At 67.1% G+C, this 22,303-nt stretch carries 27 protein-coding genes; 2 read left to right on the plus strand and 25 right to left on the minus strand.

The window, feature by feature from the left end; genetic code table 11:
* The first annotated feature begins 82 nt into the window (after window positions 1–82).
* Window positions 83–3,877, plus strand: coding sequence for a S8 family serine peptidase (locus OG953_RS17525; protein WP_405685297.1), 3,795 nt, complete (start codon window positions 83–85; stop codon window positions 3,875–3,877).
* 155 nt (window positions 3,878–4,032) lie between these two features.
* Here OG953_RS17525 and glmM read toward each other — a convergent pair whose 3' ends face one another.
* From glmM to OG953_RS17545, 4 genes are all read right to left on the minus strand, one after another.
* Window positions 4,033–5,391: a phosphoglucosamine mutase gene (gene glmM / locus OG953_RS17530; RefSeq protein WP_405685299.1), complete on the minus strand. Its 1,359-nt coding sequence runs from the start codon at window positions 5,389–5,391 to the stop codon at window positions 4,033–4,035.
* Window positions 5,392–5,624: 233 nt separating this feature from the next.
* Window positions 5,625–6,152 (minus strand): 30S ribosomal protein S9, encoded by a 528-nt coding sequence (gene rpsI, locus OG953_RS17535; protein ID WP_030914197.1) that lies wholly within the window; start codon window positions 6,150–6,152, stop codon window positions 5,625–5,627.
* Between the two features lie 44 nt (window positions 6,153–6,196).
* On the minus strand, window positions 6,197–6,640 hold the full coding sequence (gene rplM / locus OG953_RS17540; RefSeq protein WP_072486702.1) for a 50S ribosomal protein L13: 444 nt from the start codon (window positions 6,638–6,640) through the stop codon (window positions 6,197–6,199).
* A 227-nt stretch (window positions 6,641–6,867) separates the two neighbouring features.
* Window positions 6,868–8,496 (minus strand): ABC-F family ATP-binding cassette domain-containing protein, encoded by a 1,629-nt coding sequence (locus tag OG953_RS17545; RefSeq protein ID WP_405691889.1) that lies wholly within the window; start codon window positions 8,494–8,496, stop codon window positions 6,868–6,870.
* A gap of 58 nt (window positions 8,497–8,554) precedes the next feature.
* Between OG953_RS17545 and OG953_RS17550 the strand changes: the two genes are divergently transcribed.
* Window positions 8,555–9,409 carry a hypothetical protein gene (locus OG953_RS17550; protein WP_405685301.1) on the plus strand — a complete coding sequence of 285 codons (855 nt, stop codon included), beginning with the start codon at window positions 8,555–8,557 and terminating at the stop codon, window positions 9,407–9,409.
* Window positions 9,410–9,640: 231 nt separating this feature from the next.
* Here the strand turns inward: OG953_RS17550 and truA are convergent, their stop codons facing one another.
* From truA to rplN, 21 genes are all read right to left on the minus strand, one after another.
* Complete coding sequence (truA, locus tag OG953_RS17555; protein WP_405685302.1) at window positions 9,641–10,495, minus strand: tRNA pseudouridine(38-40) synthase TruA; 855 nt, start codon at window positions 10,493–10,495, stop codon at window positions 9,641–9,643.
* Between the two features lie 87 nt (window positions 10,496–10,582).
* Window positions 10,583–11,095 (minus strand): 50S ribosomal protein L17, encoded by a 513-nt coding sequence (gene rplQ, locus OG953_RS17560; RefSeq protein WP_405685303.1) that lies wholly within the window; start codon window positions 11,093–11,095, stop codon window positions 10,583–10,585.
* A 214-nt stretch (window positions 11,096–11,309) separates the two neighbouring features.
* Window positions 11,310–12,332: a DNA-directed RNA polymerase subunit alpha gene (locus tag OG953_RS17565; RefSeq protein WP_024755423.1), complete on the minus strand. Its 1,023-nt coding sequence runs from the start codon at window positions 12,330–12,332 to the stop codon at window positions 11,310–11,312.
* 107 nt (window positions 12,333–12,439) lie between these two features.
* Window positions 12,440–13,066, minus strand: coding sequence for a 30S ribosomal protein S4 (rpsD, locus tag OG953_RS17570; RefSeq protein ID WP_093897256.1), 627 nt, complete (start codon window positions 13,064–13,066; stop codon window positions 12,440–12,442).
* A gap of 31 nt (window positions 13,067–13,097) precedes the next feature.
* Window positions 13,098–13,502 (minus strand): 30S ribosomal protein S11, encoded by a 405-nt coding sequence (gene rpsK / locus OG953_RS17575; RefSeq protein ID WP_003956432.1) that lies wholly within the window; start codon window positions 13,500–13,502, stop codon window positions 13,098–13,100.
* Window positions 13,503–13,607: 105 nt separating this feature from the next.
* Window positions 13,608–13,988: a 30S ribosomal protein S13 gene (rpsM, locus tag OG953_RS17580; RefSeq protein ID WP_014047799.1), complete on the minus strand. Its 381-nt coding sequence runs from the start codon at window positions 13,986–13,988 to the stop codon at window positions 13,608–13,610.
* Between the two features lie 194 nt (window positions 13,989–14,182).
* Window positions 14,183–14,296, minus strand: a complete 114-nt coding sequence (gene rpmJ, locus OG953_RS17585) for a 50S ribosomal protein L36 (protein WP_003956441.1) — start codon at window positions 14,294–14,296, stop codon at window positions 14,183–14,185.
* 60 nt (window positions 14,297–14,356) lie between these two features.
* The gene (infA, locus tag OG953_RS17590; RefSeq protein WP_003956442.1) at window positions 14,357–14,578 is read right to left on the minus strand and encodes a translation initiation factor IF-1; all 222 of its coding nucleotides are present in this window, start codon (window positions 14,576–14,578) and stop codon (window positions 14,357–14,359) included.
* Between the two features lie 231 nt (window positions 14,579–14,809).
* Entirely contained in the window at window positions 14,810–15,646 is an 837-nt protein-coding gene (gene map, locus OG953_RS17595) for a type I methionyl aminopeptidase (protein WP_327273498.1), read from the minus strand.
* 134 nt (window positions 15,647–15,780) lie between these two features.
* Entirely contained in the window at window positions 15,781–16,437 is a 657-nt protein-coding gene (locus OG953_RS17600) for an adenylate kinase (RefSeq protein WP_405685304.1), read from the minus strand.
* Complete coding sequence (gene secY / locus OG953_RS17605; protein WP_405685305.1) at window positions 16,437–17,756, minus strand: preprotein translocase subunit SecY; 1,320 nt, start codon at window positions 17,754–17,756, stop codon at window positions 16,437–16,439. The genes OG953_RS17600 and secY overlap by 1 nt, the downstream gene beginning before the upstream one ends.
* Before the next feature lie 224 nt (window positions 17,757–17,980).
* Entirely contained in the window at window positions 17,981–18,436 is a 456-nt protein-coding gene (gene rplO, locus OG953_RS17610) for a 50S ribosomal protein L15 (RefSeq protein WP_018550610.1), read from the minus strand.
* A gap of 1 nt (window position 18,437) precedes the next feature.
* A complete protein-coding gene (gene rpmD, locus OG953_RS17615; protein WP_018550611.1) occupies window positions 18,438–18,620 on the minus strand; it encodes a 50S ribosomal protein L30 in 183 nt (60 codons plus the stop codon).
* Complete coding sequence (gene rpsE / locus OG953_RS17620) at window positions 18,620–19,225, minus strand: 30S ribosomal protein S5 (RefSeq protein ID WP_030977962.1); 606 nt, start codon at window positions 19,223–19,225, stop codon at window positions 18,620–18,622. The genes rpmD and rpsE overlap by 1 nt, the downstream gene beginning before the upstream one ends.
* 47 nt (window positions 19,226–19,272) lie before the next feature.
* Window positions 19,273–19,656 carry a 50S ribosomal protein L18 gene (gene rplR / locus OG953_RS17625; RefSeq protein ID WP_072485534.1) on the minus strand — a complete coding sequence of 128 codons (384 nt, stop codon included), beginning with the start codon at window positions 19,654–19,656 and terminating at the stop codon, window positions 19,273–19,275.
* A gap of 2 nt (window positions 19,657–19,658) precedes the next feature.
* Window positions 19,659–20,198: a 50S ribosomal protein L6 gene (gene rplF, locus OG953_RS17630; protein WP_030914145.1), complete on the minus strand. Its 540-nt coding sequence runs from the start codon at window positions 20,196–20,198 to the stop codon at window positions 19,659–19,661.
* Window positions 20,199–20,219: 21 nt separating this feature from the next.
* A complete protein-coding gene (rpsH, locus tag OG953_RS17635) occupies window positions 20,220–20,618 on the minus strand; it encodes a 30S ribosomal protein S8 (protein ID WP_037688013.1) in 399 nt (132 codons plus the stop codon).
* Window positions 20,619–20,842: 224 nt separating this feature from the next.
* Window positions 20,843–21,028, minus strand: a complete 186-nt coding sequence (locus OG953_RS17640; protein WP_003948630.1) for a type Z 30S ribosomal protein S14 — start codon at window positions 21,026–21,028, stop codon at window positions 20,843–20,845.
* Window positions 21,029–21,030: 2 nt separating this feature from the next.
* Window positions 21,031–21,588: a 50S ribosomal protein L5 gene (gene rplE / locus OG953_RS17645; RefSeq protein ID WP_037688009.1), complete on the minus strand. Its 558-nt coding sequence runs from the start codon at window positions 21,586–21,588 to the stop codon at window positions 21,031–21,033.
* On the minus strand, window positions 21,588–21,911 hold the full coding sequence (gene rplX / locus OG953_RS17650; RefSeq protein WP_003966949.1) for a 50S ribosomal protein L24: 324 nt from the start codon (window positions 21,909–21,911) through the stop codon (window positions 21,588–21,590). Before rplX ends, rplE begins: the two co-directional genes overlap by 1 nt.
* A 2-nt stretch (window positions 21,912–21,913) precedes the next feature.
* Window positions 21,914–22,282 carry a 50S ribosomal protein L14 gene (gene rplN, locus OG953_RS17655; protein WP_003966950.1) on the minus strand — a complete coding sequence of 123 codons (369 nt, stop codon included), beginning with the start codon at window positions 22,280–22,282 and terminating at the stop codon, window positions 21,914–21,916.
* Window positions 22,283–22,303 lie beyond the last annotated feature (21 nt).

Genomic DNA, 22,303 nt, shown 5'->3' on the forward strand with positions numbered 1-22,303 from the left:
TCGCCACGCACGAGTCGATCGCAGGCGACGTCAACTAGGCGAGAGTACGGCACGACCCACCCTGCTCACCCAGGAGTTACGCATGTCCGATCACCGCCGCGCCCTCCGCCCGGTCAGCACCCTTGCCGCTCTGGTCTTGTTCGCCGCCCTCCCGACGCTCGGGACCGAGGCTGCTCGAGCCGCCGACCAGCCCACGCCCCCTGCCGTCGCCACGACACCCGAAGGTCAGGTGCGGACCATCACGCTCGTCACTGGCGACGCGGTCACGGCGCACGTCACTGCCAACGGCCGCCTGGCCGACGCACGCCTGCGGGACACCTCAGGACAGGACGCCCTGTTCACGACGTTCACCGACGCCGGAGGCACCTACGTCTTCCCGGCCGGGATCGAGGCCCAGATCGACGTCGGCACGGTGGACCGCGACCTGTTCAACATCACCAAGCTGCTCGCCGACGGGTACGGGGACGACAGCAGCGAAACCCTGCCCGTGATCGTCACCTACCCGACCCCGCAACAGGCTGAGGAGCTTGCGAAGGACGCACCGGCCGGAGCCGACGTCACCTCGCAGCTTTCCGTCATCCAGGGCGCGGCCGTTCGGGTCCGCAAGGGCCACGCCGCCGGTGTCTGGCGCTCCATAGCCCCGGCGGGCACGCCGCTGGCTGCGCCGAACGGCACCACCTCGACGCCGTCGATCCAGCGCCTCCCGGCTGCCCGGATCTGGCTGGACGACGTCGTGCACTCCTCCGACAAGGGTGGCGACACCCTCAGCCCGACGGTGCCGCTCACCGGCGCCGACGTCGCCCACCAGCTCGGCTACGACGGCTCCGGCGTGAGAGTTGCTGTCCTCGACACGGGCTACGACACCGGTCACCCGGACTTCGCCGGCCGCGTGGTCGCCGAGCGCAGCTTCATCGCTGGGCAGGGCGTCATGGACCGCCACGGCCACGGGACTCACACGGCCTCGACACTCGCCGGGACGGGTGCCGCATCGCAGGGCACGTACGCAGGGATGGCGCCAGGCACTGACCTGCTCATCGGCAAGGTGCTCGACGACACGGGCGCGGGGTACACCTCCGGGATCATCCAGGGGATGCAGTGGGCCGTCGACAACGGCGCGAAGGTGGTGTCAATGTCACTCGGCGCCGTCGGCGCCACGTGCGAGGGCCCCAGCGTCGATGCCGTCCAAGCGCTCAGCGACCAGGCACTCTTCGTGATCGCGGCCGGCAACTCCGGCCTGCCCGGCTCGGTGTCGACGCCAGGGTGTGCACCCGCCGCGCTCACCGTCGGCGCCGTGGACCGGCACAACGACACGGCGTCCTTCACCTCGCGCGGCCCGGTTTTCGGCGGCACCGCCGCCAAGCCGGACATCGCGTCGCAGGGCGTCGACGTGGTCGCCGCCCGCGCCGGCGGCCGGGGCGACCTGGCATACGTCTCCTACTCGGGCACCTCGATGGCGACCCCGCACGTCGCGGGCGGCGCGGCGCTCGTGCTCGACGCCCGGCCCGACCTCACCCCGGCGGAGGTCAAGGAGGTGCTCACCTCTTCGGCCGACGACACCGGCGCGGACGTGCTGGAGCAGGGAGCCGGCCCGATGGACGTGGGTCGCGCCGTCACCCAGCAGGTGGTCGCGCAGCCCAACCTGCAACTCGGCGAGTTCTCCTACCCGCAGAAGTCGCTCCCCGTCACGGAGGCATCGGCCACCTTCACCAACCTCGGCAGCACGCCCGTCACGCTGAAGCTTCGGGTTGAGGAGCTCGTCGGTGGGGACGGCGCGACCCCCATGCCCAACGCGATGGTCCTGCCGGTCGAGAGCCGGCTGACGGTGGGCGGCGGCCAGGACGCTTCCGTCAAGCTGCGGATCGACCCCCGGCTGCCGGTCAAGGATGTCGCCTACGGCACGGTCACCGGCCGACTGGTCGGCACCGCAGAGGGTGTCCAGGTCGAGGTGCCGTTCACTCTTCACCTCGAGGAGCCGTCCGCGGACGTGACCGTCGTCGGCATCGACAGGTTCGGCAACCCAGCGGCCTCACCGTCCACGTGGGACCTCATCGACCCGGTCCGCGGCCAGGCGAAGCACCTCGGGTTCGGCACCAAGGGCACCGTCACCACGCGGTTGCCGCTCGGCACGTACACGATCGCATCGGATGTCATGACACGTGACGAGCCCACCAATGCCAGCGGTGTGACGTCGCTGGCGTTCCTCGCCCGGCACAACCTCAAGATCGACGGCGACACGACGATCACCCTCGACGCGCGCGACGCGCGCCGGCCGAGGTGGCGGACGGACCGGCCCAGCCAATCGTTCGGGTACACAGTCGGCTACACCTACGACCTGACCGGCAACGGCATCATGCAGTCGAGCTTCGCCACCGCTCCGTCGTACGTTGACGCCGTCTACACCGACTCGGAGGGGCCGCATGACGACCGGTTCACGTCCGGTCTGACGACCCGCGCGTACGCACCCCGGGCGACGATCTCCACCCAGGCCGGACCGTTCGACTACTGGTCAGTGGCGCAGACTCCGCCGCTGCACGGTCAGGGCGAGGCGCCACTCGTCGCGGTCGACTGGGCCACGGTCCTCGACCAGGACCTGACCGGGAAGGTCGCACTCGTCGCGGCTCAGGGGTCCTGGCCGGTCAACAGGATTGCCCAGGACGCCGCCCGGGTGGGCGCGGTCGCGGTGATCGTCCACTACCCGAGCATCGTCGGCAAGGTGACTCCGATGGGAGGCACCGGGGCACCGATCCCCGTCATCAGCGTCCGCTCCGACGAGGGCGCACGGTTGGCAGCCGCGGTGGCCGCCGACCCGGTGGTACTGCGCTGGTCCGGAGAGCAGCCGGAGACGAGCCCATACGTCTACAACCTCGCGTGGCTCACGAGCGGCACGGTGGCTGCGGGAGTCCAGCAGGTGAACGACAGTGACCTGTCCGCCCAGCGGGCCGGCTACTACACCCAGGGCGACAGCCGCACACTCTGGACCGACATGCGGTTCAAAATCCACGGAATGTCAAGCTCGCTGTACGCAGCCGGCAGCAGCGTCGGGGTCCTCGCGCCCACCGAGCGAACCGACTACTTCACCGCGGATCCCGACGTCGCCTGGACCAGCATCGTGGCGCCCGCAGCCGTCAACGCCGGTGGGGCTTTCGACGGCCCGCGGACCCGGACCGCTGGCCAGGAGACGACGAGCTGGTACAAGGTGCCCACCGGGATGTCCCTGTCGACCGGCGGCACCCCACTGTTCCGACGCGACACCAACCGACTGCTTGTGAGCGTCCCGTGGTTCGCCGACGCCGGCGGGCACGACGCCCTCGGCGCCTCCCCGGACAGCCGCCTCATGAACGTCAACGTCGACGGGCAGCCGGCCAAGTACGAGAGTGGGGTGATCTTCCTGCCCGACGACGAGGCCACCATTACGGCCCGGGCGACCTGGCAGCGGCCGGTCGGCCACGGCACCATCCGTTGGTCGATCGGGATCGCCCAGGAGACGGCATGGACGTTCCGCACCAGCGCTGCGCGACAGGGGGCGCAGGACGCCCCGGTGCCCGTTCTCGATCTGCCGCTCCAGCTGACCAACACCGTCTCCGGCGGCACCGCCGTACCGCTGCGGCTCTCGGCCGTCACCGACGCATCCAGCGGAAAGCCCGTCCCGATCACCCAGACGAAGGTCATGTTCGCAGCCGGATCGCAGAGCTCGGTCGCGGGAATCCCCGCCAGCGACTGGACCGAGCTGCCGGTCACCGGCACCGGCACGCAGAAGATGGCCACCGTGCCTGGGGTGCCAGCAAGCAGCGGCTATGTCCATCTGAAGGTCGAGCTCACGACCGCTGACGGCGCCACCGTCACCCAGACGATGGTCCGCGCCTACGGTCTGGACTGAGCGATACGAGTAGCGGCCCCGGACCCGTAGGAGCCCTCGGGCCGCTACTCGTCCCGGAGACAAGTCGCCAGGTGTACATCTCGTCGCGAGAGCTTCTAAGCTCAGGCACCGTTGCAGTACTGGGACCTGTCCGGCGGATCTTCGCGGGACGGGTCCTAACCGAGTGCGGACTTCACCACATCGGCCAGCCGCTCGGCGACCGCCTGTGCCTGGTCGATGTCGGCCGCCTCGACCATGACCCGTACCAGCGGCTCCGTGCCCGACTGGCGCAGCAGTACGCGCCCGGCGGAGCCCAGGTCGCGCTCGGCCTCGGCGACCGCCGCAGCCAGCTCCGGGGAGGTCCCGACCCGGGACTTGTCGACGTCGGGGACGTTGATCAGCAGCTGGGGCAGCCGCTGCATGACCCCGGCCAGCTCGGCGAGCGTACGGCCGGTGGCCGCGACCCGGGCCGCCAGCATCAGGCCGGTCAGCGTGCCGTCGCCGGTCGTGGCGTGGTCCAGGACGATGACATGGCCGGACTGCTCGCCGCCCAGCGCGAAGCCCTCGGCCTTCATCGACTCCAGTACGTAACGGTCGCCGACGGCGGTCTGGACGAGCTGGATGCCCTCCCGCTCCATCGCGATCTTGAAGCCGAGGTTGGACATGACCGTGCCGACCACGGTGTCCTTGCGCAGCTGCCCGGCCTCGCGCATGGCGAGGGCGAGCACGGCCAGGATCTGGTCGCCGTCGACCTCCGTGCCCGTGGCGTCCACGGCGAGGCAGCGGTCGGCGTCGCCGTCGTGCGCGATGCCGAGGTCGGCGCCGTGTTCGACGACTGCGGCCTTCAGCAGATCCAGGTGGGTGGAGCCGCAGCCGTCGTTGATGTTCAGACCGTCCGGTTCGGCACCGATCGTGATCACCTCGGCGCCCGCCCGCGCGAAAGCCTCGGGCGAGACCCGGGAGGCCGCGCCGTGTGCCTCGTCGAGGACGACCTTCAGCCCGTCGAGCCGGTTCGGGAGGACGGCGATGAGATGGGCGACGTACCGGTCGAAGCCCTCGGCGTAGTCGGTGACCCGGCCCACCCCGGCGCCCGTCGGACGCGCCCAGGGCTCACCGGTGCGGTGCTGCTCGTAGACCGTCTCGATCCGGTCCTCCAGCTCGTCGGCGAGCTTGTGACCGCCACGGGCGAAGAACTTGACACCGTTGTCCGGCATGGCGTTGTGGCTGGCGGAGAGCATCACACCGAGGTCGGCGCCCAGCGCGCCGGTGAGGTACGCCACCGCAGGGGTGGGCAGCACACCGACCCGCAGGACGTCCACGCCCGCACTGGCGAGGCCTGCCACGACAGCCGCCTCCAGGAACTCTCCGGACGCGCGTGGGTCGCGTCCCACCACGGCTGTCGGCCGATGCCCCTCAAAGGTGCCTGCCTCGGCAAGCACATGCGCCGCAGCGACCGAGAGACCGAGCGCCAGCTCAGCCGTCAGATCCGCATTGGCGACACCGCGCACACCGTCCGTGCCGAAGAGTCGTCCCACTGGTGTCCTCCGAAGATGCTCCGAAACCGCAAACCAAACCAAACCGACGCAACACAGCAACACGATGCGCACAACGCGGCGCGTCCGTCGTCGGGCAACGCAACACGACGCTGCGCATGCAAGCGCATGAACGTCTTATGCCGTTATACGCCCGAGGGTGCCGATAGACGAACGCCCCGGCAAGCACAAGGTGTGCCGCCGGGGCGAACGTGTAAAGCGGATGAGCAGGCGGTTTAGCGCTTGCTGTACTGCGGGGCCTTACGGGCCTTCTTGAGACCGGCCTTCTTGCGCTCGACCGCACGGTCGTCGCGGGAGAGGAAGCCGGCCTTCTTCAGCGGGGCGCGGTTGTTGTCCACGTCCGCCTCGTTCAGCGCACGGGCCACACCGAGGCGCAGGGCGCCGGCCTGACCCGAGACGCCGCCACCCGAGATACGGGCGATGACGTCGTAGCGGTTGTCGAGCTCGAGCACCTTGAAGGGCTCGTTGACTTCCTGCTGGTGCACCTTGTTGGGGAAGTAGTCCTCAAGGGTGCGACCGTTGATCTTCCACTTGCCGGTGCCCGGAACGATCCGGACGCGGGCGATGGCGTTCTTCCGACGGCCAAGGCCGGCGGCGGGCTGCGGGTCGCCGAAGCGGGAAGCCAGCGACTCGCTGGTGTACTCGCCCTCGACGGGAACCTCGGACTCGAAGGTGGTCACCTCGGCGAAAACCTCTTCGCCCTCGGTGCCCTCGACGGGGTTCTCAACAGTGGTCTCGGCCACGATTCTCCTCAGATCTTTCTTTTGGTCTTAGGGGGAGGCCGGAACTACTGCGCGACCTGGGTGATCTCGAACGGGACCGGCTGCTGAGCAGCGTGCGGGTGCTGGTCGCCCGCGTAGACCTTGAGCTTCGAGAGCATCTGACGGCCCAGGCTGTTCTTGGGGATCATGCCCTTGATGGCCTTCTCGACAGCCTTCTCGGGGCTCTTGGCGAGCAGCTCGTCGTAACGGACGGAGCGGAGACCACCCGGGAACCCGGAGTGACGGTACGCCATCTTCTGGGTCTTCTTGTTGCCGGAGAGGTGAACCTTCTCGGCGTTGATGATGATGACGAAGTCGCCCATGTCCATGTGGGGGGCGTAAATCGCCTTGTGCTTGCCGCGGAGGAGGTTCGCAGCCGTGGTGGCCAGACGGCCCAGGACGATGTCCTGCGCGTCAATGATGTGCCACTGGCGCGTCACATCGCCGGGCTTGGGGCTGTACGTACGCACTTCGTAGCCTTCGCTTCTTCAGTGGATGAGGTCCAGACACATGGCACCCCTGAAGCGATCATGCAGCTGGGGCCCACAATGCCGGGAACGCTGCCCGTATGCGAGCCACTGGTAACTGCTCCAGAGAACCTACGTAAGGGCTCTTCGCGTGAGAACGACGAAGCCGATACGTATAACAACCCCCGACAGTACCCGCCCCGCCCGGGACAGGTCAAAACGCGCCGGCCCTACCGCTCCCGCTCGACCCTGCGCTCGTCCCAGACCGGCTCCACGGTCTCCCGCACCACCCCGTCGGACCCGAACACCAGATAGCGGTCGAACGACTTCGCGAACCACCGGTCGTGCGTGACGGCCATCACGGTCCCGTCATACGCCTCAAGACCGTCCTGCAGCGCCTCCGCCGACTCCAGGTCCAGGTTGTCCGTCGGCTCGTCCAGCAGCAGTGCCGTCGTGCCGGCCAGCTCCAGGAGCAGGATCTGGAACCGCGCCTGCTGCCCGCCCGACAGCTTCTCGAACGGCTGGTCCCCCTGCCGCTCCAGCTCGTACCGCCGCAGCACGGACATCGCCCCGCCGCGGTCCTTGGCGTGCTCGGTCCACAGGATCTCGACGAGCGTGTGGCCCAGCAGCTCCGGATGGGCGTGCGTCTGAGCGAAGTGACCCGGTACGACGCGTGCCCCGAGCTTCCACTCCCCCGTGTGCGCCACCGGCTCGCCCGCGAGCAGCCGCAGGAAGTGCGACTTCCCGGAGCCGTTCGAGCCGAGGACGGCGACCCGCTCCCCGTAGAAGATCTCCAGGTCGAACGGTTTCATCAGCCCGGTCAGCTCAAGGTTCTTGCAGGTCACCGCCCGCACCCCGGTCCGGCCACCGCGCAGCCGCATCTTGATGTCCTGCTCGCGCGGCGGCTCCGGCGGGGGTCCCGCGTCCTCGAACTTCTTGAAGCGGGTCTGCATCGCCCGGTAGCGGGACGCCATGTCGGGGCTGATCGCCGCCTGCTGCCGCAGCCGGTGGACCAGCGCCTTCAGCCGGGCGTGCTCCTCCTCCCAGCGACGCAGCAGCTCCTCGAACCGCGCGAACCGTTCCTTGCGGGCCTGGTGGTACGTATCGAAACCGGCGCCGTGCACCCACACGTCGCTGCCCGCCGGGCTCGGCTCGACGCTGACGATCTTCTCTGCGGCCCTGGACAGCAGCTCCCGGTCGTGGGAGACGAAGAGGACCGTCTTGCGGGTCTCCTTCAGCTTCTCCTCCAGCCACCGCTTCCCGGGGACGTCGAGGTAGTTGTCCGGCTCGTCGAGCAGCAGCACCTCGTCCGGCCCGCGCAGCAGCGCCTCCAGCACCAGCCGCTTCTGCTCACCCCCTGACAGCGTGCGCACCTCGCGCCACTGCGCCTTCTCGTACGGGACACCGAGCGCGGCCATGGTGCACATGTCCCACACCGTCTCGGCCTCGTACCCGCGGGCCTCCGCCCAGTCGCTCAGGGCCTGCGCGTACTTCATCTGCGCGGCCTCGTCGTCGACGGTGAGGATCAGCTCCTCGGCCTTGTCGACCGCCAGAGCCGCTTCCCGGATACGGGGCTGGGCGACGGCGACCAGCAGATCCCGGACCGTACGGTCGTCCCGCACGGAGCCCACGAACTGCTGCATCACCCCGAGCCCGCCGCTCACCGACACGGACCCGCCGTGCGGCTGGAGCTCCCCGGCGAGCAGCCTCAGCAACGTGGTCTTTCCGGCGCCGTTCGCCCCCACGAGGGCGACCACGGCCCCGTCCGCGACCCGGAACGAAGCATCGCCGAGCAGCACCCGCCCGTCCGGTAGGTAGTACTCCAGATGGCCTGCTTCAAGATGTCCCATGCACAGCATTGTCACGGGCCGCGAAGCCCTGGCCCAACCGGTTTATGTTCCGTCTAGGATTCGCCGCATGAGCTTTGGGCAAGGGGAGCCCTCCTGGGGGCCCGGGGGCACACAGACTCCGGACTGGGCAGCGCTGGCCGACGAGTCCGCCGCGCGCAGCCGCCGCAAGAAGTGGCTGCTGATCGGCGGCGGCGTGCTCGCCACCGCGGCGGTCGGCGCCATCGTGGCGACGGCGGTCATCTCGACCAACAACAGCAACAGCTCCACCAGCTCCGGCAAGAACGCGAGCGAGCTTCCGGCACCGACCGACCTGCCGAACAACACCGCCGAGCCCGAGCCGTCCTTCTCCTCGGTGGCACCACCGCCCCCGCCGGACCCGAAGGACTACATATCCGATGTCAAGAAGGACAAGGCGCCGATCACCGTCGACGCGTTCTTCCCCGGCAAGAAGCTGACGATGGGCGACCGCGTCTACGCCAAGGGCGCGACGCAGCAGACGAAGAACTGCGCCGCCACCACCAAGGGCGCGCTCGGCTCGATCCTCGTCAACAACGGCTGCGACCAGGTCATCCGGGCCACGTACAGCAAGGACGGGGTCGCCGTCACCGTCGGCCTCGCGGTCTTCGAGACGGAAGCCCAGGCGAAGAAGGCGGCCCAACAGTCGAGCGGCAGCATCGCCACACTGAGCGGCGCGGGTGTGCCGGCCTTCTGCCCCACCGGATCGGTCTGCCGCCGGACCGCCAACTCCTACGGCCGCTACGCCTACTTCGCCATCAGCGGGTTCACCAGCGGCAAGAACGTCACGACGGCCGACAAGAACGCCTTCGCCACCGGTGACGACCTGACGAACTTCACGTTCCGTCAGATCCGCCACCGCGGCGAGCTCCAGGCATCGGCGGCGGCCACCGCACCCGCCGCCTGACACTGCCCGGGGATCTCGTGCGCCTTCCGTTCCTCCTCGCCCTGCCCCGCGTGCTGCGCCACAGCGCGGCCATCGGCGCCGATCTGCCGCCGGACGAGGCCGTGGTCGTCGACGCCCCGGACGCCGCACTCCGTACCGCCCTGGCCTCGGCCACGGAGGGCGAAGCGCTGGACGCGTTCCACGCCGTGAGCTGCGCGAGCCGACGGCCCGGCCCCGCCCGCCCCGCGGCTCTCAGCAGCAGCCGCTTCCGGGGAGCGTGCGCACATTGCGCGCCTCCTTGGAGCGGGCGGCCAGCAACTCGTCGGCCGGGTACGCCACTTCCTCCAGTGTCAGCCCATGGGGGCGGACCACGTGCACGCCGGGATCCCGCAGCCGCGCCGTCAGCACCTGTGCGGGCCACTCGGCCGGCCGGCGCCCGTCCCCGACGAACAGCGCCGCCCCGATCAGCGCCCGCACCATGTTGTGGCAGAACGCATCGGCCTGCACGGTCGCCGTCAGGATCCCGGACGACTCGTCCCGTACCCAACTCAGCTTCTGCAGCGTACGGATGGTCGTCGCACCCTCGCGCTTCTTGCAGTACGCCGCGAAGTCGTGCTCCCCGACCATCCGGGCCGCCGCCTCGTTCATGGCGTCGGCGTCCAACGGCCGGTCGTGCCACAGCACATGACCGCGCAACAGCGGATCCACCCCACCGGGACGATCGGCGACACGGTACGCGTAACGACGCCACAGCGCCGAGAACCGGGCATTGAACCCGGCCGGAGCCTCGGCAATCCGCCAGATCCGCACATCGGGCGCCATCCGCCCGGCCATCCGCCGCAGCAGCTTGTCCGCGTGTTCGGCCCACACCTCGTCCGGCAGATCGACATGGGCGACCTGGCCCCGGGCATGCACCCCGGCATCGGTGCGCCCGGCGACGGTCAGGTCGTACGTCCGTGAGGACCGCGTCACGGTCCGCAGCGCATCCTCGATCTCCCCCTGGACGGTCCGCCTGCCGGTCTGCTTGGCCCAGCCGGAGAAGTCCTTGCCGTCGTACGCCAGGTCCAGCCGCACCCGTACGAAGCCGGGCTCTACCTCGTCACTCACCGAAGGATCCTTTTCTGCCAGTACATACGGAACGGGCCCGCACCGCCCCGAAGGGTGATGCGGGCCCGTCCAGTGGTCTCAGAACGCTCAGGCGTCCTTGGACTCCGCGTCGGCCTCGGCCGGCTTGGCGTCCTCGACGACCTCGGCGGACTCGGCCGGGGCCTCGTCCTTCTTGAGGGCGTCTTCCTTGACCGCACGCTTGGTCGCTGCCTCGGCCTCACCGGTGGCCTGCTGGGCCACGGTCAGCGCCTCGACCAGCTCGATGACGGCCATCGGGGCGTTGTCGCCACGACGGTTGCCGATCTTGGTGATGCGGGTGTAACCACCGGGGCGGTTCTCGTACCGCGGGGCGATCTCGGTGAAGAGCGTGTGCACGATGCTCTTGTCCGTGATCGACTGCAGCACCAGGCGACGGTTGTGGATGTCGCCCTTCTTCGCCTTGGTGATGAAACGCTCGGCGACCGGACGCAGGCGGCGGGCCTTGGCCTCGGTCGTGGTGATGCGGCCGTGCTCGAACAGCGCCTTCGCGAGGTTGATGAGAAGAAGCTTCTCGTGCGCAGCGCTGCCGCCCAGACGGGCACCCTTGGCGGGCTTCGGCATGGTTTTTCTCCTTGTGTGCTGCACCGGCCGTATCAGGTACCGGTGTCAGTTCCCGTGCAGCGGACGCCACACGGAAGATCAAGAGCCGATCGGAAAATCAATCCGGCAGATGAAGCCAGTCATCGGCCAGAATCAAGCCCGTCCGGCGATTGAGGACAAAGCCTCACCCCGGTCGGGGCACCCGCAGAACCCGGGCACCCCGGCCGGAGGCGAATCAGTACTGCTCGGTCTCCACGAAACCGGCGTCCGCGTCGTCATCCGCGCCGAACGCGTCGGCCGCGGCCGTCGGGTCGAATCCGGGCGGGCTGTCCTTGAGCGCCAGACCCATACCGGCCAGCTTCGCCTTGACCTCGTCGATCGACTTCGCACCGAAGTTGCGGATGTCGAGCAGGTCGGCCTCGGAACGAGCCACGAGCTCACCCACGGAGTGGATGCCCTCACGCTTGAGGCAGTTGTACGAGCGGACCGTGAGCTCCAGCTCCTCGATCGGCAGCGCCAGATCGGCAGCGAGAGCGGCGTCCGTCGGGGACGGGCCCATGTCGATGCCCTCGGCGTCGATGTTGAGCTCGCGCGCCAGGCCGAACAGCTCGACCAGGGTCTTACCGGCCGAAGCCATGGCGTCACGGGGACGCATGGCCTGCTTGGTCTCGACGTCGACGATCAGCTTGTCGAAGTCGGTGCGCTGCTCGACACGGGTCGCCTCGACCTTGTACGTGACCTTGAGCACCGGCGAGTAGATGGAGTCGACCGGGATACGGCCGATCTCCTGGCCCGCCTGCTTGTTCTGGACGGCGGAGACGTAGCCGCGACCGCGCTCGACGGTCAGCTCCATCTCCAGCTTGCCCTTGCCGTTGAGCGTGGCGAGGACCAGGTCCGGGTTGTGGACCTCGACACCGGCCGGCGGGGCGATGTCAGCAGCGGTGACCAGGCCGGGACCCTGCTTGCGCAGGTACATCACGACCGGCTCGTCGTGCTCCGAGGAGACGACCAGCTGCTTGATGTTGAGGATGAGGTCGGTGACGTCCTCCTTGACGCCCGGCACGGTGGTGAACTCGTGCAGGACACCGTCGATCCGGATGCTGGTGACAGCAGCGCCGGGGATCGAGGAGAGGAGCGTACGGCGAAGAGAGTTGCCGAGGGTGTAGCCGAAGCCCGGCTCCAGCGGCTCGATGACGAACCGGGAGCGGAACTCGTCAACGACCTCTTCGGTCAGCGACGGACGCTGAGCGATAAGCATGTTGCGTTCCTTCAGTCGTGGGCGCCCACTATTTGACGCCCCCAGATACTGACAAGGGTACGGGCGGCACGACCCGAAAGAGCCGTACCGCCCGGACCCACGAACTACTACTTGGAGTAGAGCTCGACGATCAGCTGCTCCTGCACCTGGGTGTCGATCACCTGGCGCTCGGGCAGGGAGTGCACGAGGATCCGCATCGTCGACGGCACGGCTTCGAGCCACGCCGGTACGGTGCGCTCGCCGGCCTCGGCCTGGGCCACCTGGAAGGGGGTCAGGGCCTTGGACTTCTGACGAACCTCGATGACGTCGTTCACGGCGACGCGGGCCGACGGAATGTCGGTCTTCGTGCCGTTCACGGCGATGTGTCCGTGACGCACCAGCTGACGGGCGTGGTCGCGGGACTTGGCGAAGCCTGCCCGGTAGACCACGTTGTCGAGGCGGGTCTCAAGGATGCGCAGAAGGTTCTCACCGGTCTTGCCGGTCTTCTGGTTCGCTTCCTTGTAGTAGTTCACGAACTGTCGTTCAAGAACACCGTAGATCCGCGAGCACTTCTGCTTCTCACGAAGCTGAAGAAGGTACTCGCTGTCCTTGGTGCGCCCGCGTCCGTGCTCACCCGGGGGGTAAGGACGGATCTCGATCGGGCACTTCGCGCTCTCGCACTTGCTGCCCTTGAGGAACAGCTTCTGCTTCTCCCGACGGCAACGCTTGCAGTCGGCCCCGGTGTATCGCGCCATTTTCCAGTTGTCTCCGTTGCTTCAGACGGAATCAGACGCGGCGACGCTTGGGCGGCCGGCATCCGTTGTGCGGAGTGGGGGTGACGTCCTGGATCGAACCGACCTCCAGGCCGGTGGCCTGGAGCGAACGGATCGCGGTCTCGCGGCCGGAGCCCGGACCCTTGACGAAGACGTCAACCTTGCGCATGCCGTGCTCCTGCGCGCGACGGGCGGCCGACTCGGCGGCCATCTGCGCGGCGAAGGGGGTGGACTTGCGCGAGCCCTTGAAGCCGACGTGGCCGGCGGAGGCCCAGGAGATCACGTTGCCCGAGGGGTCCGTGATCGAGACGATCGTGTTGTTGAACGTGCTCTTGATGTGCGCGTGGCCGTGAGCGACGTTCTTCTTTTCCTTGCGACGCACCTTCTTGGCTGCGCCCTGACGACCCTTGGGGGGCATGTCTTGACTCCAGATGGAGAGGGGAGGTGATCGGTCCTACAGCGAAGACCGCTGGTTGCTGCGGGTGACCGGTGACCCGGACGACCGCAGTGCGTCCGCTGAGGACTACTTCTTGCCCGGCTTCTTCTTACCGGCGATCGCGCGACGCGGGCCCTTGCGGGTACGAGCGTTCGTGCTGGTGCGCTGGCCGTGGACCGGCAGACCACGACGGTGGCGGATGCCCTGGTAGCAGCCGATCTCGATCTTGCGGCGGATGTCGCCCTGGATCTCGCGGCGAAGGTCACCCTCGGTGCGGAGGTTGGCGTCCACGTACTCGCGGATCTTGACCAGGTCCTCTTCGGCCAGGTCACGAACGCGGGTGTTCGGGTTCACGCCGGTGGTGGCGAGGATCTCCTTGGACCGGGTGCGCCCGATACCGAAGACGTAGGTGAGGGCAACCTCCACGCGCTTTTCGCGCGGGATGTCAACACCTGAAACGCGTGCCATTCAATGGCTCCAGTTGTTATTTCGGGGGTCTTCCACAGCGCCGCTCCCGACCGCCGACCTCTCGTGACGAGAGGTGGTACGCCCGGGTCCCCGGCCCCCGCCGGAGGTGTCGTCAGCCGAAGCTTGGACGGACTCTGCGTATGTACGTTTTACGTGCGTCGCGCGAAGTACTGCGAGATGCAGGTGGTCGTGCGTCAGCCCTGGCGCTGCTTGTGGCGCAGGTTGTCGCAGATGACCATGACCCGACCGTGACGGCGGATCACCTTGCACTTGTCGCAGATCTTCTTGACGCTCGGCTTGACCTTCATGGGATGTCAGGTTCTCCGGGTCAGTGCCGTCACCGCGCCGAAGCGAGGTGCAGGCAAGATCTACTTGTAGCGGTAGACGATCCGGCCACGCGTCAGGTCGTACGGGGAGAGCTCCACGACGACCCGGTCATCCGGAAGGATTCGGATGTAGTGCATCCGCATCTTGCCGCTGATGTGCGCGAGGACCTTGTGACCGTTCTGGAGTTCCACCTTGAACATGGCGTTCGGGAGGGACTCGATCACGGTGCCCTCAATTTCGATGGCACCTTGCTTCTTGGCCACGCTTCGCCTTTCGAATCGGCTACCTTGATCGGCTTTCGACATCACATGTGGACATGTGGACACACGGATGCACGAGAGCCGACGAGTCAGTCTACGTCAGCGGACCCCAAAAGACGAATCCGTCAAGTTTGCCCACCCGAGGAGATCCTTAGACCTCCACAAGGGGGTCAAATCGACCCAGCACCGGCTCAGACCAAGGGGTCCGGAGCCGCCTCGATCCCGGGCGCGCGGTCAGCCCAGGGGGTCCGGAGCCGCCTCGATCCCGTACTGGGCCAGCTTCGCCTTGCCGCAGTCGGGGGCCGTCAGGACCAGCGGGCCCTGCTCGGTGAGGGCGATCGAGTGCTCCCAGTGGGAGGACCAAGTGCCGTCCGTCGTGATCACGGTCCAGTCGTCCTGGAGCACCTCGGTCTGCGCCGTACCGAGCGAGACCATCGGCTCGATGGCCAGGCAGACGCCGGGCACGAGCTTGATGCCCTTGCCCCGCTTGCGGGCGACGTAGTTCAACAGGTGCGGGTCCATGTGCATCTCGGTACCGATGCCGTGGCCGCCGTAGTCCTCGATGATCCCGTACTTGCCGGTGGCGGGGCGGGGCTGGCGGCGGATGTAGGACTCGATCGCCTTCGAGATGTCGACGAGGCGGTTGTTCACCTTCATCGCGGCGATACCGGCCCACATGGACTCCTCGGTGACCCGGGAGAGCTCGATCAGCTCCGGAGCGTGACCGGTGCCGACGAAGGCCGTGTATGCGGCGTCGCCGTGCCAGCCGTCGACGATCGCGCCGGCGTCGATGGAGATGATGTCGCCGTCCTTGAGGACGGTCTTGTCGTCCGGGATGCCGTGGACGACGACCTCATTGACCGAGGTGCAGATGGTCGCGGGGAACCCGCCGTACCCGAGGAAGTTCGACTTCGCACCGTGATCGGCGATCACCTTGCGGGCGACCTGGTCCAGGTCCAGCGTGGTGGCGCCGGGGACCGCCGCTTCGCGGGTGGCCGCGTGAATGGCAGCGACCACCAGCCCCGCCTCGCGCATCTTCGCGATCTGCTCGGGGGTCTTGATCTGCACCATTGCGCGGCGCCTCTCTGCGTCGGACTGCATAGAACGGTGACGGGTGCGGCCGTACTCAACGATACGGCGCAAACAGTCGGCCGCGGCGCCCATGGACGCCGCGGCCGACTGCACAAGTACTGCGGGGTTTTCTCTCAGCCCTCGTCGGACTTGAGAGCCTCCATCGCCCGCTCGGTCACATCGGTGACCTTGCCGAGCGCGGAGATGGTGACCACCAGGTTCTGGGCCCTGTAGTAGTCGATGATCGGCTCGGTCTGCGTGTGGTAGACCTCCAGCCGAGTACGAACCGTGTCCTCGGTGTCGTCGTCGCGCTGGTACAGCTCGCCGCCGCAGGTGTCGCAGACGCCCTCGGTCTTCGGCGGGTTGTACGTCACGTGGAAGACGTGCGAGCCGTCGTTCCGGCAGATCCGGCGGCCGGCGATGCGCTTGACCACCTCGTCCTCGGGGACCTCCAGGTCCAGGACCGCGTCCAGCTTGGTGCCCTCGTCCTTGAGCATGGCGTCAAGAGCCTCGGCCTGACCCACATTGCGCGGGAAGCCGTCCAGCAGGAAGCCGTTCTCGGCGTCCGGCTGGGACATGCGGTCCTTGGCCATCCCGATGGTGACCTCGTCCGGCACCAACTGCCCAGCGTCCATGAAGGCGCGGGCCTGCTTGCCAAGGTCGGTGCCCTGACTGATGTTGGCACGGAAGAGATCGCCCGTGGAGATCTGCGGAATCGACAGGTTCTTGGCAAGGTACGCAGCCTGCGTTCCCTTGCCGGCACCGGGCGGCCCGACGAGGACGATTCGCATCAGCGGAGGAACCCTTCGTAATTGCGCTGCTGGAGCTGACTCTCGATCTGCTTCACGGTCTCCAGCCCCACACCCACGATGATCAGGATGCTCGTCCCGCCGAACGGGAAGTTGGCGTTCGCACCACCGAAGCCGGCCAACGCCATCGTCGGCACAAGAGCGATCAGACCCAAGTACAGCGAGCCCGGCCAAGTGATCCTGTTGAGCACGTAGCTCAGGTACTCGGCAGTAGGTCGACCAGCCCGGATACCCGGGATGAACCCACCATACTTCTTCATGTTGTCGGCGACTTCCTCGGGGTTGAACGAAATCGCCACATAGAAGAAGGCGAAGAAGACGATCAACAGGAAGTACGCCGTGATGTAGATCGGGTGGTCGCCCTTGACGAAGTTGTCCTTGATCCAGGTCGCCCAGCCCGCAGTGGAGTTGGAGAACTGGACGATCAGGGCCGGGATGTAGAGCAGCGAAGAAGCGAAGATGACGGGAATCACACCCGCCTGATTCACCTTCAGCGGAATGTACGTCGACGTACCGCCGTACGACCTGCGGCCGATCATGCGCTTCGCGTACTGCACCGGAATACGGCGCTGGGCCTGCTCGACGAAGACGACGAGGGCCACCATCACGAAGCCGATCAGGATGACGGTGCCGAACTCGATCCAGCCGTCGGCCAGCTTGCCACTGGTCTTGATGGCCCACAGGGAGCCGGGGAAGCTGGCGGCGATCGAGATGAACATCAGGATCGACATGCCGTTGCCGATGCCGCGGTCGGTGATGAGCTCACCGAGCCACATGACGGCCGCGGTGCCCGCGGTCATCGTGATCACCATGACGATGGTGGTGAAGATCGACTGGTCCGGCACGATCTGGTCGGCGACCGGGCAGCCGCTGAACAGCGCGCCACTGGTGGCGGTGGCCACCAGGCCGGTGCCCTGGAGGATGGCGAGCGCGACGGTCAGATAACGCGTGTACTGCGTGATCTTGGCCTGGCCGGACTGCCCCTCCTTCTTGAGCGTCTCGAGTCGGGGAATCACCACGGTCAGCAGCTGAAGAATGATGCTGGCCGTGATGTACGGCATGATGCCGAGCGCGAAGATCGTGATCTGCAGCAGTGCACCACCGCTGAACATGTTCACCAGGCCGAAGAGGCTGTTGTTGCCCTTGCTGGCCTGATCAACACAGGTCTGGACGTTCTCGTAGCTCACTCCCGGTACCGGGACGTGTGCCCCGAGCCGGTAGAGCACGATGATGCCGAGCGTGAAGAGCAGCTTCTTGCGCAGGTCGGGCGTCTTGAACGCCCGGGCGAACGCGGTGAGCACGGTGCCTCCTGCGACCCCCGCGCAATGCGTAGAGGTGACGGTCTTGAGGATCGACGAATACGTAATAGTCAAAGGTCCCCGGGCAGGCGCCCAGGGGGTTACCACACAACAACGCACGCCACCTTACCGGCGACCATGCCCACCTAGGAACGACCAACCGGGGATGCCTCAAATAAGAGGCATCCCCGGTCGGATGTTCAGGCCATCGAGTTGTCCGAGTTGTCTCAGACGAGCTCGGTGACGGTGCCGCCGGCGGCGGCAATCTTCTCCTTGGCGGAGCCGGAGACGGCGTCAACCGAAACCTGCAGTGCCACGGAGATCTCGCCCTGTCCGAGGACCTTGACGAGGTGGTTGTTGCGCACCGCACCCTTGGCGACCAGGTCGGCCACGGTGACCTCTCCACCCTCGGGGTAGAGCGTCGCGAGCTTGTCCAGGTTCACGACCTGGTACTCGGTGCGGAACGGGTTCTTGAAGCCCTTGAGCTTCGGGAGACGCATGTGGAGGGGCATCTGCCCACCCTCGAAGCGCTCCGGAACCTGGTAACGGGCCTTGGTGCCCTTGGTGCCACGACCGGCGGTCTTACCCTTGGACGCCTCACCACGACCCACACGGGTCTTGGCGGTCTTGGCGCCCGGGGCGGGCCGGAGGTCATGGGCCTTCAGCGGCTTGTTCTCCGCCATGTCAGTCGACCTCCTCAACCGTCACGAGGTGGCGGACGGTGTGCACCATTCCGCGGAACTCGGGGCGGTCCTCCTTGACAACCACGTCGTGCAGGCGCTTGAGCCCGAGCGAACGAAGGGTGTCGCGGTGGTTCTGCTTGCTGCCGATGTACGACTTCGTCTGCGTGATCTTGAGGCGAGCCATTACGCACCCGCTCCCGCACGTGCACGAAGCAGAGCCGCGGGGGCGACGTCCTCGAGGGGCAGACCACGGCGAGCCGCGATCTCCTCGGGACGCTGCAGGCCCTTGAGGGCCGCCACGGTCGCGTGCACGATGTTGATCGCGTTGGACGAGCCAAGCGACTTCGACAGGATGTCGTGAACGCCGGCGCACTCCAGAACGGCGCGCACCGGGCCACCGGCGATAACACCGGTACCGGGGGATGCCGGCTTCAGCAGCACGACACCTGCGGCCCGCTCGCCCGTGATCGGGTGAGGAATGGTGCCCTGGATGCGCGGAACCTTGAAGAAGTTCTTCTTGGCTTCTTCCACGCCCTTGGCAATGGCCGCGGGAACTTCCTTGGCCTTGCCGTAACCGACACCGACGGTGCCGTCACCATCGCCCACCACGACCAGCGCGGTGAAGCTGAAGCGACGACCACCCTTCACAACCTTGGCGACGCGGTTGATCGCGACAACGCGCTCAACGTACGCGGTCTTCTCGGCGGCAGCTGCGCCGCCGTCACGGCCCTTCCGGTCCCGCCGCTCGCCGCCACCGGCACCGCTTCCGCGGCGCTGGGGTCCAGCCATTGGATTTACCTCTCTCTGTTACGTCCGCTGTGCGTAGGAACCGGGGCTTAGAACTTCAGCCCGGCTTCACGGGCGGCGTCAGCCAGAGCGGCAATCCGCCCGGCGTACTGGTTACCACCGCGGTCAAACACGACGGCCTCGACGCCTGCGGCCTTGGCACGCTCAGCGACCAGGGCGCCGACCTGCTTGGCCTGGGTGCTCTTGTCGCCCTCGCCACCACGGATGGAAGCGTCCAGGGTCGACGCCGACGCGAGCGTGTGGCCCGCGATGTCGTCGATGACCTGAGCCACCATGTGGCGGTTGGACCGCGTCACGACCAAGCGCGGACGCTCCGGCGAACCGGAGATGTGCTTGCGGACGCGGATGTGGCGACGCTTGAGGGCGGCACGCTTGTAGGCGTCGCCCTTGGCGATCTTCACGCCGTATGCCATGGCTACTTACCAGCCTTTCCGACCTTGCGGCGGATGACCTCGCCGGCGTACTTGACGCCCTTGGCCTTGTACGGGTCAGGCTTCCGCAGCTTGCGGATCTTGGCCGCGGTCTCGCCGACCTTCTGCTTGTCGATGCCCTCGACGGAGAACTTCGTGGGGGACTCCACCTTGAAGGTGATGCCCTCCGGGGCCTCGATCAGGATCGGGTGGCTGTAGCCCAGGGCGAACTCCAGGTTGGAGCCCTTCGCCTGGACGCGGTAACCGACACCACTGATCTCGAGCGCCTTGGTGTATCCCTGGGTCACACCGGTGATCATGTTCGCCACCAGCGTGCGGGACAGGCCGTGAAGGGCCTTGTTCTGACGCTCGTCGTTCGGGCGGACGACGTTCAGAACGCCGTCCTCACCCTTGGTGACCTCGATCGGCGACGCAACGGTGTGCGAGAGGGTGCCCTTGGGGCCCTTCACCGCGACCGTACGGCCATCGATGGTGACGTCCACACCGGCGGGAACCTGGATGGGGAGCTTGCCGATTCGCGACATGAGCTATTCCTCCGTTCCCGACTACCAGACGTAGGCGAGGACTTCCCCACCTACGCCCTTCTTGCTGGCCTGCTGGCCGGTCAGGAGACCGTGGGACGTGGAGATGATCGCCACGCCCAGGCCGCCGAGGACCTTCGGCAGGTTGGTGGACTTTGCGTATACACGCAGACCCGGCTTCGAGATTCGCTTGATGCCGGCGATCGAGCGCTCGCGGTTCGGGCCGAACTTCAGCTCGAGGACGAGGTTCTTGCCGACCTCGGCGTCCTCGACCTTCCAGCCGGTGATGAAGCCCTCCTGCTGGAGGATCTCCGCGATGTGCGACTTGATCTTGCTGTGCGGCATCACGACGGAGTCGTGGTACGCCGAGTTCGCGTTACGCAGACGCGTGAGCATGTCTGCGATGGGATCAGTCATGGTCATGAATTGGCCTTCGGCCTCTCTCGCCGGGGTTTCCTGTATGCGCCATCCCTCTCCCCACTCAGAGGCAGGACGGGTGCGGTGCGGGGACCTACGGCGTAGTAAGTCGGTCTAGGGCGGCAGGCGCCCAACCCCACAAGCCTACGGCATGTGAGGGCGGGCTCCTGCCGACCAGATGCTTACCGAGAGCTTCCGTCAATTCCCAACGCCCAAAGGGCGAAGGAGAATTACCAGGAGCTCTTGGTCACGCCCGGCAGCTCGCCACGGTGAGCCATCTCACGAAGGCACACGCGGCACAGGCCGAACTTGCGGTAGACGGAGTGGGGCCGGCCGCAGCGCTGGCAGCGGGTGTACCCGCGAACGCCGAACTTCGGCTTACGGGCGGCCTTAGCGATCAGAGCCTTCTTCGCCACGGTCAGTTCTCCTTGAACGGGAAGCCGAGGTGACGAAGGAGGGCACGACCCTCGTCGTCATTGGTCGCCGTGGTGACCACGGTGATGTCCATGCCCCGGACCCGGTCGATCTTGTCCTGGTCGATCTCGTGGAACATGACCTGCTCCGTGAGACCGAAGGTGTAGTTGCCACGGCCGTCGAACTGCTTCGGCGACAGGCCACGGAAGTCACGGATACGCGGCAGCGCGAGCGACAGCGTACGGTCCAGGAACTCCCACATCCGGTCACCACGAAGGGTGACGTGGCAGCCGATCGGCTGACCCTCGCGCAGCTTGAACTGCGCGATGGACTTGCGGGCCTTGGTGACAGCCGGCTTCTGGCCGGTGATCGTGGTGAGGTCGCGCACGGCGCCATCGATCAGCTTGGAGTCGCGGGCGGCGTCGCCCACACCCATGTTGACCACGATCTTGACCAGGCCGGGAATCTGCATGACGTTCTCGTACGAGAACTCCTCACGCAGCTTGCCGGCGATTTCCTCGCGGTAGCGCGTCTTGAGACGCGGCGCAGTGGTGGCAGTCATCAGATGTCCTCACCGGTCCGCTTGGCAACGCGGATCTTGTTGCCCTCGTCGTCAAAGCGGTAGCCGACGCGGGTGACGACCTTGTTGCCGTCCTTCTCCACGACCAGCTGAACGTTGCTGACGTGAATCGGGGCCTCGGTGGTGACAATGCCACCCGTCTGCGAGCCGCGAGCCGTCTGACCGGCCTTGGTGTGCTTCTTGACCCGGTTGACACCCTCGACGAGGACGCGGTCCTGAGCGGGGTAGGCCACGATGACCTTGCCCTGCTTGCCCTTGTCCTTACCGGTGATGACCTGAACCAGGTCGCCCTTCTTGATCTTCATGCTTACAGCACCTCCGGCGCGAGCGAGATGATCTTCATGAACTTCTTCTCGCGCAGCTCACGGCCCACCGGGCCGAAGATACGGGTGCCGCGGGGGTCGCCGTCGTTCTTCAGAATGACGGCGGCGTTCTCGTCGAAGCGGATGTACGAGCCATCCTGACGACGACGCTCCTTGACGGTGCGAACGATGACGGCCTTGACGACGTCACCCTTCTTCACGTTGCCACCGGGGATCGCGTCCTTGACGGTGGCGACGATGACGTCACCGATGCCCGCGTAGCGGCGACCCGAACCACCGAGAACACGGATGGTGAGGATTTCCTTCGCACCCGTGTTGTCGGCGACGCGAAGTCGCGACTCCTGCTGGATCACGTCTATCTCCTGATCGTCTGC

It is taken from the genome of Streptomyces sp. NBC_00057 (genome assembly GCF_045041165.1).
Taxonomy (GTDB): Bacteria; Actinomycetota; Actinomycetes; order Streptomycetales; family Streptomycetaceae; genus Streptomyces.